This window comes from Lentibacillus songyuanensis (assembly GCF_039548255.1).
GTDB lineage: Bacteria > Bacillota > Bacilli > Bacillales > Amphibacillaceae > Lentibacillus_C > Lentibacillus_C songyuanensis.
Map to the genome: position 1 here is coordinate 41,928 of NZ_JBCLVH010000027.1, position 8,957 is coordinate 50,884.

Annotated in this window: 7 protein-coding genes; 4 read left to right on the forward strand and 3 right to left on the reverse strand. The window is 41.5% G+C overall.

Annotation, left to right across the window (positions count from 1 at the left end; genetic code table 11):
• The first annotated feature begins 1 nt into the window (after position 1).
• A complete protein-coding gene (locus WMZ97_RS19140; RefSeq protein WP_343273694.1) occupies positions 2-1,486 on the forward strand; it encodes a sodium:solute symporter family protein in 1,485 nt (494 codons plus the stop codon).
• Between the two features lie 175 nt (positions 1,487-1,661).
• Here WMZ97_RS19140 and WMZ97_RS19145 read toward each other — a convergent pair whose 3' ends face one another.
• The 3 genes from WMZ97_RS19145 to WMZ97_RS19155 form a co-directional block, all read right to left on the reverse strand.
• Positions 1,662-2,657, reverse strand: a complete 996-nt coding sequence (locus tag WMZ97_RS19145; protein WP_343273695.1) for a glutaminase — start codon at positions 2,655-2,657, stop codon at positions 1,662-1,664.
• A gap of 330 nt (positions 2,658-2,987) precedes the next feature.
• Positions 2,988-3,323, reverse strand: coding sequence for a general stress protein (locus WMZ97_RS19150; protein ID WP_343273696.1), 336 nt, complete (start codon positions 3,321-3,323; stop codon positions 2,988-2,990).
• A gap of 213 nt (positions 3,324-3,536) precedes the next feature.
• Positions 3,537-4,295: a CAP domain-containing protein gene (locus tag WMZ97_RS19155; protein WP_343273697.1), complete on the reverse strand. Its 759-nt coding sequence runs from the start codon at positions 4,293-4,295 to the stop codon at positions 3,537-3,539.
• Positions 4,296-4,733: 438 nt separating this feature from the next.
• On the opposite strand from WMZ97_RS19155, the gene mreBH reads away from it, so the two are divergent.
• The 3 genes from mreBH (at position 4,734) to WMZ97_RS19170 (ending at position 8,625) form a co-directional block, all read left to right on the forward strand.
• The gene (gene mreBH, locus WMZ97_RS19160; protein ID WP_343273698.1) at positions 4,734-5,741 is read left to right on the forward strand and encodes a rod-share determining protein MreBH; all 1,008 of its coding nucleotides are present in this window, start codon (positions 4,734-4,736) and stop codon (positions 5,739-5,741) included.
• Positions 5,742-6,237: 496 nt separating this feature from the next.
• Complete coding sequence (locus tag WMZ97_RS19165; protein ID WP_343273699.1) at positions 6,238-7,395, forward strand: CaiB/BaiF CoA transferase family protein; 1,158 nt, start codon at positions 6,238-6,240, stop codon at positions 7,393-7,395.
• A gap of 18 nt (positions 7,396-7,413) precedes the next feature.
• Entirely contained in the window at positions 7,414-8,625 is a 1,212-nt protein-coding gene (locus tag WMZ97_RS19170) for an acyl-CoA dehydrogenase family protein (protein WP_343273700.1), read from the forward strand.
• Positions 8,626-8,957: the final 332 nt, after the last annotated feature.

Sequence of the window (8,957 nt, forward strand, 5' to 3'; positions counted from 1 at the left end):
CATGTCAACAAATCTTGTATTCAGCGGAATTACTATCTACATCATCATCGCACTGGCTGTTGCAATGTTGGCACGCCGCGGCGATCGTACGAATATGTCCGGATACTTTATTGGCGGACGTCGTATGAATGGTATTCTATCTGCATTGAGTTATAGCGCCACTACTTATAGTGCCTTTATGTTGGTTGGACTAGCTGGGCTTACGTATCAAGGCGGCGTTGGTGCACTTGGATTTGAAATTGTCTATTTTACCGGAGTTTCACTTGTTGCGCTATTTGGGCCGCGTTTTTGGCTTGCCAGTAAAAAATTCGGCTATGTCTCTCCTGCTGAAATGGTAGGAGACCGCTACGACAGCAAACTAGCCGCCGCAGTGATTTCGCTTGTCAGTTGTTTATTTCTCATTCCATATTGTGCGGTCCAGCTTGCAGGGGTGGGGTATCTATTGCAGGGAATGACAAATGATGCCATACCATTTACCACAGGGGTTATTATCGCTACGATTTTAGCAATTGTATTTTCCTATATTGCCGGTATTCGCTCAGTTGTCTGGACTGATTCGCTGCAGGCTGTCATTATGATTATCACCGCAACAGTTGTTGTATTGCTGGTCGTTCATCATTTGGGCGGGTTTGGAATGTTTTTTCACACGTTACAAACAGACCACCCAGCCTCCCTGTCCGTTCCAGGTAATGGCTATTTCAGTTTTACTACATTTCTAGGGCTGACATTGCCATGGTTTTTCTTTAGCTTGTCCAATCCGCAAGTAAGCCAGCGCCTATTCATGCCTGCTTCACTCAAGGGTTTGCGACAAATGTTAATTGGTTTTCTTGTGTTTGGTTTTATTTATACGTTTGTTTCGGTATTATGGGGTTTTTCAGCGTTACAAATGTTTCCTAATCTAACTACAGCCGATCTGGCCACACCAAAATTACTATCATCTGATTTGGTTCCGCCTATTCTCGGCGTGATTGTCATGATTGGCATCCTGGCAGCTGCTGTTTCGACCATTGATTCGATCATGTTGACATTGTCATCCATGTTTGCTCGGGATGTTTACGGAAATAGCAGCAAGCGGGCTTCCGATGCGAAACAGTTACAAGTAGGGAAAATTGTCATCCCCATTATTGCCATATTAGCATTTGCTTTTGCTGAATTAGAATTTAATCTTATTGCCGTCTTATCGGTAGCAGCATCGTCCGGACTCATTGTTTCGGTACCTGCTTTCGTTGGGACATTTTTTTGGAAACGAGGAACGGCAAGCGGCGTTATAACCAGCGTCTCACTAGGCGCAATTCTTGTTATGGTGCTAGAGTTCACTGGAATTACACCATTGGGACTCGGAGCAGGGGTGTGGGGAATGATTATTTCATCCGTATTGTTCATCGTAGTCAGCCTGGTCACCAAAGCACCTGCAGCAAAAGCAGAGACGTTCATCAACATAACAAAAACGGAGCTATCAAATGAAAAACGCAAACACGCATCGTGAGACATTGACCCAATGGGTTAGAATGCTTGCTTGATCACTTGGCGGCGCTTCTCAATCGATTAGACTACTTTCCCGATCGTTTGGCGCCTTCTCTCGATCGGTTAACTTGCTTTTTCGATCGTTTGGCGTCTTGTCTCGGTCGGTGCTCATCATTCTCGCGGCTATCCCACGCTCCCTAAAACACGCTAAGATCCCACTGCTTAGCGATATGGCGTAACAGACGAATACCGGCAACACTATTGCCTTTGTCGTCTAAAGCTGGACCAAACACGCCAATACCACAGCCTTCCATAAATGGCAATTCTTCCTCCCGAACCCTTGGAGGTGCTACAGCCATAATTCCTCCTGACACACCACTTTTAGCAGGTATTCCTACATAGGTGGCAAATTTCCCCGAATCATCGTACATCCCGCACGTCAGCATTAATGCTTTTGTTATCCGGGCAACCTGGCGAGGAATAATTTCTTCTTCTGTTTTGGGATCCTCCCCATCACACGCCAGGATCAAGCCAATTCTAGCCAAATCGTCGACCGTGACTTCAATAGAACATTGTTTGAAGTACGTTTCTAACGTAATATTTAAATCCGACTCTAAAAACCCGGTCTCTAACAAATAATAGCCAATAGCTCGATTGCGCATCGATGAATCCCGCTCCGATTCATACACATCCACATCGATGGCCGGTCGATAACCAAGCATTCGTTCCATTAAAGCAATAACTGGCTCCAGTTTCTCATCAGATGTCCTTCCCTCCAGCATGGATGTAACAGTGATCGCACCAGCATTAATAAATGGGTTAAATGGCTTCTGAACCTGACGCATTTCCAAATGCATAATAGAATTAAATGCCTCGCCAGTCGGCTCCACATCCACGCGATCAAGCATGTAACCCACACCACGCTCCATACAAGCTACAATAAAACTTAATACCTTGGATATACTTTGAAATGTAAAGGGAACATCTACGTCACCAGACCGAATTTGCATATCATTTTTGCCAATAATAGATATTCCCAGATGTTCTCGATTTGCTTGTGCTAAAATCGGGATGTAGGAGGCAACTTCCCCATCTTCTGTATTCTTACGGTAAAAAGAAACCCAATCATTGACATAATTAGTTAACCATTCCTGAGTTTGTTCCGTATTCCAATTTGCTGCGCCTTGCACCATTATGCTCACCTCACAACGAATTCATCTATTTTAAACGGTCGCCTCTTTTCAAAACTTTCCCTGTTATTACTAATCCTATGCTTTACCAAATACAGTGTCATTAATCGTTTGCCCATTCATTCTAGAACCAATACCACTCTCGGTAAATACTAAACGTCAAGATCGGTAACCTATTATCACTAGTCACCACTCGAAATATTCATTACTGACGTATCTAGTATGCATCAAGGCAGCACGATCTAATTAAACCGCAAAAGGAAACCCTGAAAGCTCATTAAAAGCAGCCTTCAGGGTTTCCCCAATCTTTCGCCAAAATATTATTCGATTGAATTATGCACTTTCTGCGTTGTCAACAATTAATAAGATCTCTCCGTGGTCCAGTTTCGCCTCCAGTTCATTAGCCTTCTCCTGGGTAAAGCCGAGTTCTTTAAACTTCTCACGCAACTCGTCACCTTTTTTTCGAAATATATTTCCAACCGCTGTGCCGAGTCCTTCTTCATTGATACCAACTGTATTAGCATCAACCTTTCCAGCTACCCTTTCTGTACGATCGACATCATGTGATATCACGTACAGATCATCTTTACTAATTCCTTTTGCAGATAGTTCTTTTACTTCATTTTTTAATGCAACGTCATCTTGAAATTCTTTTACAATTGGATTCATGGAAATCTCCTCCTAAAAATTTGTTTTCCATTAGAAATAGAAGCGCTTTTGCTCTACTATTTACAAATTGCTGTTCAAAATGATTTCATTGCTTTGAACAACCTTTATAAAAGGTATTCCCGATCGAAAAATGATTAAACATAATGGATAGGAAGTGAAATAAGATAAAAAAAGAGACTAACCGTAGCTAGTCCCTATCAATCCTATTTCATTTTATTTACCAATAAATTCTTGTGTCCAGTAGTTTCCATTTTCTACAAAGCCAACACCAATGTGAGTGAATTTCGCATTTAGTATGTTTGCACGGTGACCTTCACTGTTCATCCAGGCATTCACTACTTCTTCAGGTGTTTGTTGTCCTCTAGCGATATTCTCACCAGCAGATTGATAGCTAATACCATAAGACTTCATCATGTCAAATGGAGAACCATATGTTGGGCTGTTGTGTGAGAAATAATTATTCGCACTCATGTCACGAGATTTTTCATGCGCTACTTTGCTTAATTCTGTATCTGCTTTTAGTGGAGATAAGCCTTGCTTTTCTCTTTCTTGGTTTGTTAAATCAACAACCTGTTGCTCATATTGACTTAACCCTTGTGCTTTTTCTTGGCTTTGCTGTTCTTGTTTATCAGCAGCTGGTTGTTTTTCAGCAGATGCTTGATTGTTTTCTGTCTGTTTAGGTTGCTCTTGCTTTGGCTGTTCCGTTGTCTTGTCCTGTTGTGTTCCATTCTTTGTTGGAGCAGCTTGCTGCTGATGATTTCCTTGCTGGCTCCAATTACAATGGAAATGATGGAAGTAATTGTTTACTAGATTGGAAGAATTGTTCCAGTCTCCACCATTCATTGTGTAATGAACATTATATGATTGATTTGTTGAATTATCGGTACTAGCTGAGGCATCTACAGAAGTTAATGCACCGCCAAATACCAATGCTGTTGTGATTGCAGTAACAACACCAAATTTTTTCAACATATTTTTCACTCTCCCTTTTCGTTTTGTTTTGCACAATTATCATAGCATGGGATTTTTGTAATAAAATTGGCAAGGGCTGCCATTCAATAAAAAGATAGAAATAGTTATCTGTTTCACGATAGATAATCCCGAGTTTACTAGAAAAATAGTGTCAGCTGCTTTCAGGAAAATTGGAAAATGTTCAATCAGGTGGAAAATCTTGCATCAAATTGCCTATTGACAGTATCAGAATTTCATGTGTTTTGTTACAAAAGGTCTGATTTTGTAACGATATTGTTACTTGCGTTTTTACCTATGATGATAATCTATTACAGCTTAAAAGAAACCGTCCACTCGCTTTCCTAACAATATTTGTAAAGTAATGATCTACCCCCAGAAAATATGATATGGTATAGAAGTTATGTAAATAGAAAACTGTATTAATGGAGGAAGTTTATCATGTTATCTAATGCAGAAATTGGAATAGATTTAGGTACAGCAAATATATTGATTTATTCAAAGTCCAAGGGAGTCGTTTTAAACGAGCCTTCCGTTGTTGCTATCGATATTAATACAAAAAATGTGGTTGCCGTTGGGTCTGAAGCCAAAGAAATGGTTGGAAAAACACCACAAAACATTGTTCCGATCCGTCCATTAAAAGACGGTGTCATCGCGGATTATGATGTGACCGCTCAAATGTTAAAGGAATTCCTAAAAAAGGTTAGCAAAAAAATGGGGATGTCCATGCGAAAACCAACGATCGTCGTATGCACTCCATCCGGCAGTACCACAGTAGAGCGGCGGGCTATTCACAATGCGGTCACAAGCTATGGGGCTAAAAACGTCCATTTAATTGAAGAACCAGTAGCTGCTGCCATTGGTGCTGATTTGCCAGTTGATGAGCCAATTGCCAATGTCGTTGTAGATATCGGTGGTGGTACTTCTGAGGTCGGCATTATTTCATTTGGCGGAGTCGTATCCTGCAATTCGATCCGTATTGGCGGCGATAAGATGGACGAAGAGATCATCCAGTTCATCCGCAAAAAATACAACATTCTTATTGGTGAACGTACAGCTGAAAACATCAAAATGGAAATCGGTTACGCCCTGCCTGATCATAAGGAGGAAACCATGGAAGTTCGCGGCCGAGACATGGTTGCAGGTTTACCAAAAACAGTAACCGTCTCCTCATATGAGGTGCACAATGCCTTAAAAGAATCGCTTCAGCAAATATTAGAAGCGATACGGGCAACATTAGAAAATTGTCCACCGGAATTAAGTGGCGATATTGTCGATCACGGAATTGTACTAACTGGTGGTGGCTCGTTATTAAACGGGATGAAAGATTGGCTAACAAATGTAATCAGCGTTCCCGTTCATATTGCTCCAAACCCACTTGAATCCGTGGCAATCGGCACAGGTCGATCCCTAAAAATGATTACCAAACTGCAAAAAGCAGCAAAATAATTAACTAAACAGGCCATGTAACAGTCTTACATACATGGCCTGTTTATCAAGTTAACAGTATGGAAGTTTGGTTGATGTTTTGGCTTAGCCGGTTGATGTTTATCTTTTTAGATTGATATTCTGGCTTGATCAGTTGAAACCGAAGCTGACGTTAATAGCTTCAGCTTCTCACAAGCGCATCACTTCCAAAGGCTTTCTTCCTACGTGTACCCTTCCACACCCAGAAAAAATTCTCAAATTGACACAAAGTCATTTACATATTTTTCAGAATAGATTATAATAAATAACAGTTGAATCATGCGAAAGCGTTGCCACGTTTTTTTAGCATGATCACTATCCTGAAGAAATTAAACTTCACAAAACAAATACTGCCTAATCTGTTTACAGTTCTACTCCAGTACTGTTCCAACAGATATACAGCCAGTTCGAATTGACTCACAGCACGACTGTAGTCAATTTGAATTGGCTTTTTAATTATTAAAAAAGGAGTGATGTCATGCTTGGGGCGCTTGAAAATGTAACAGTACTTGATTTGTCCCGTGTGTTAGCTGGCCCTTATTGTACAATGATTCTTGGTGATATGGGCGCGGAAGTCATTAAAGTAGAAGCACCCGGCGGAAGTGATGAAACACGTAAATGGGGTCCACCGTTTCAGGACGGGGTAAGTGCTTATTATTTGTGTGCCAACCGCAATAAAAAAAGCCTCACCGTCGATTTAAAATCCGCCGATGGTATCGAGGTAATTAAAAAGCTTGTTTCTGAAAGTGATGTCATCATTAACAATTTTAAATCCGGTACGATGGAGCGGTTCGGGCTGGGCTATGAGACGCTCGCTGAAATAAATCCAGGAATTGTCTACTGCTCCATTACCGGGTTTGGCGAAACAGGTCCCAACAAAGATATGCCAGGCTATGATTTTATTATTCAAGCAATGAGCGGACTGATGAGCATTACTGGGGACGCAGATTCCGGTCCGCAAAAAGTTGGTGTAGCGATTACCGATATTTTAACCGGACTATATTCCTGTATTGGCATCCAGGGCGCATTGCTTGAACGCACCCAATCAGGCAAGGGACAGAAACTTGATATCTCGCTATATGATTCAGCAGCCAGCGCCCTTGTTAACGTTGGCAGTAATTATTTAATGTCCGGGAAGATCCCGCAAGCACTTGGCAACAATCATGCCAATATTGTTCCTTACCAGACATTTAAAACAGCAGATGGGGAGATGGTAATCGCCGTTGGAAATGATACTCAGTTTAAAAAATTATGCCTCCTAATGGAAAAAACGGAATTCATCGAGGATGAACGATTCCAAACGAATCCAAGCCGGGTTGAACATCGTGATGAACTGGTTCCATTACTGCAGGAAGTATTTTTAACCAAATCGACAGCATATTGGCAGGAACAATGTAAGCAAAACAAGATTCCATGCGGGCCGATTCAAAATCTTGAAGAAGTAACGAATGATCCGCAATTACAGGCACGCAATATGTTTATTGACTGTGAACACCCAACTGCCGGCCATGTAAAAATGATTGGCAGTCCATTAAAATTTTCCCGGACACCGGTTGGCTTAAAGCATCATCCGCCAGACGCCGGTGAACATACCGAGGAAATACTCGCAAAATTAGGCGTAATCAAAACCAATTAAATTTAGGAGTTGATTCGAATGAACTTTGAATTCTCAGAAGAACAGGAAATGCTACGAACAACGGTACGTAACTTTGTTGATAAAGAAATTATGCCATACATTGGTGACTGGGAACGGGAAGGAGCTTTTGATCCGGCAATTATGAATCGATTAGCCGAACTTGGTCTCATGGGCGTTTGTATCCCTGAAGCATATGGTGGCAGTGGCATGGATTATAACGCACTAGCTATCGTTTGCGAAGAGCTGGAACGCGGAGATACCGCTTTTCGTACCGCCGTTTCCGTGCATACTGGCTTAAACAGTATGTCTCTGTTGCAATGGGGAAATGAGGAACAAAAACAAAAATATTTAGTACCCCAGGCAAAAGGCGAAAAAGTTGGGGCTTTCGGCTTAACCGAACCCGGTGCCGGATCAGATGTTGCCTCCCTTTCAACAACGGCGGTTAAAGATGGCGACTTTTATGTCTTGAACGGTCAAAAAACATGGATTTCTCTTTGCGATTCAGCTGACCACTTTTTAGTGTTCGCCTATACGGACAAATCCAAAAAACACCACGGGATTTCTGCATTTATTGTTGAACGAACAATGGAAGGCTTTTCGTCAAAAGCAATCAAAGGAAAACATGGCATCCGCTCTGGCAACACCGGTGAGCTTTTCTTTGATAATGTCCGGGTGCCAAAAGAAAACTTGCTCGGCAAAGAGGGCGAAGGATTTAAAATTGCCATGGCATCATTAGATAATGGCCGTTTCACCGTTGCTGCTGGTGCATGCGGACAAATAATGGCTTGTCTGGAAGCGAGCGTCGACTATTGCCACGAACGCGAAACATTTGGCAAGGAAATCGGCCGTCATCAACTTGTACAGCAAATGATTGCCAAGATGGAAGCCGGCCTGCAAATGAGTCGTCTACTCGTCTATCGTGCAGGAGAACTAAAAAATCAAGGAAAACGAAATACACGGGAAACGTCACTTGCTAAGTGGCAGGCATGTGATTTTGCCAACAAAGCTGCTGATGACGCTGTACAAATTCATGGAGCTTATGGTTACTCCGATGAATATCCGGTCGAACGCTATCTGCGTAACTCGAAAGCACCGGTTATTTATGAAGGAACACGAGAAATCCATACGATCATGCAGGCGGAATATGTATTAGGTTACCGACAAGACAAAGCCCTGTCTAACATGCTTCCGGCTTGGGAAAATAGGGACACGACGAAGGTGGTTCATTAAGATAACGTTAGTGCGAAAAAAAGGCACAATAAGCGGTTTAAATTCTGCTTATTGTACCTTTTTCTTACTCTGTTGAATTTCTGATACACGAAGTTTTTGATTGTCTCAAAAAGACGAAAACACACCTTTCAGTAGCGATTATATTTTTATTTAATTTATCACAAAAAATGTTAATAATTTTGGAGAGGATTTATGATATTCGCAAAATAATGGGATTTTAATCTTTTTGTTTTCTCTTATAATTTAACTGATTTATAAAGTGGACCCCATTGTCAAGACACAAATTTTTATAAGTTAAGGTGGGCTTTATATATTATTTGCCCGTGGGAGTA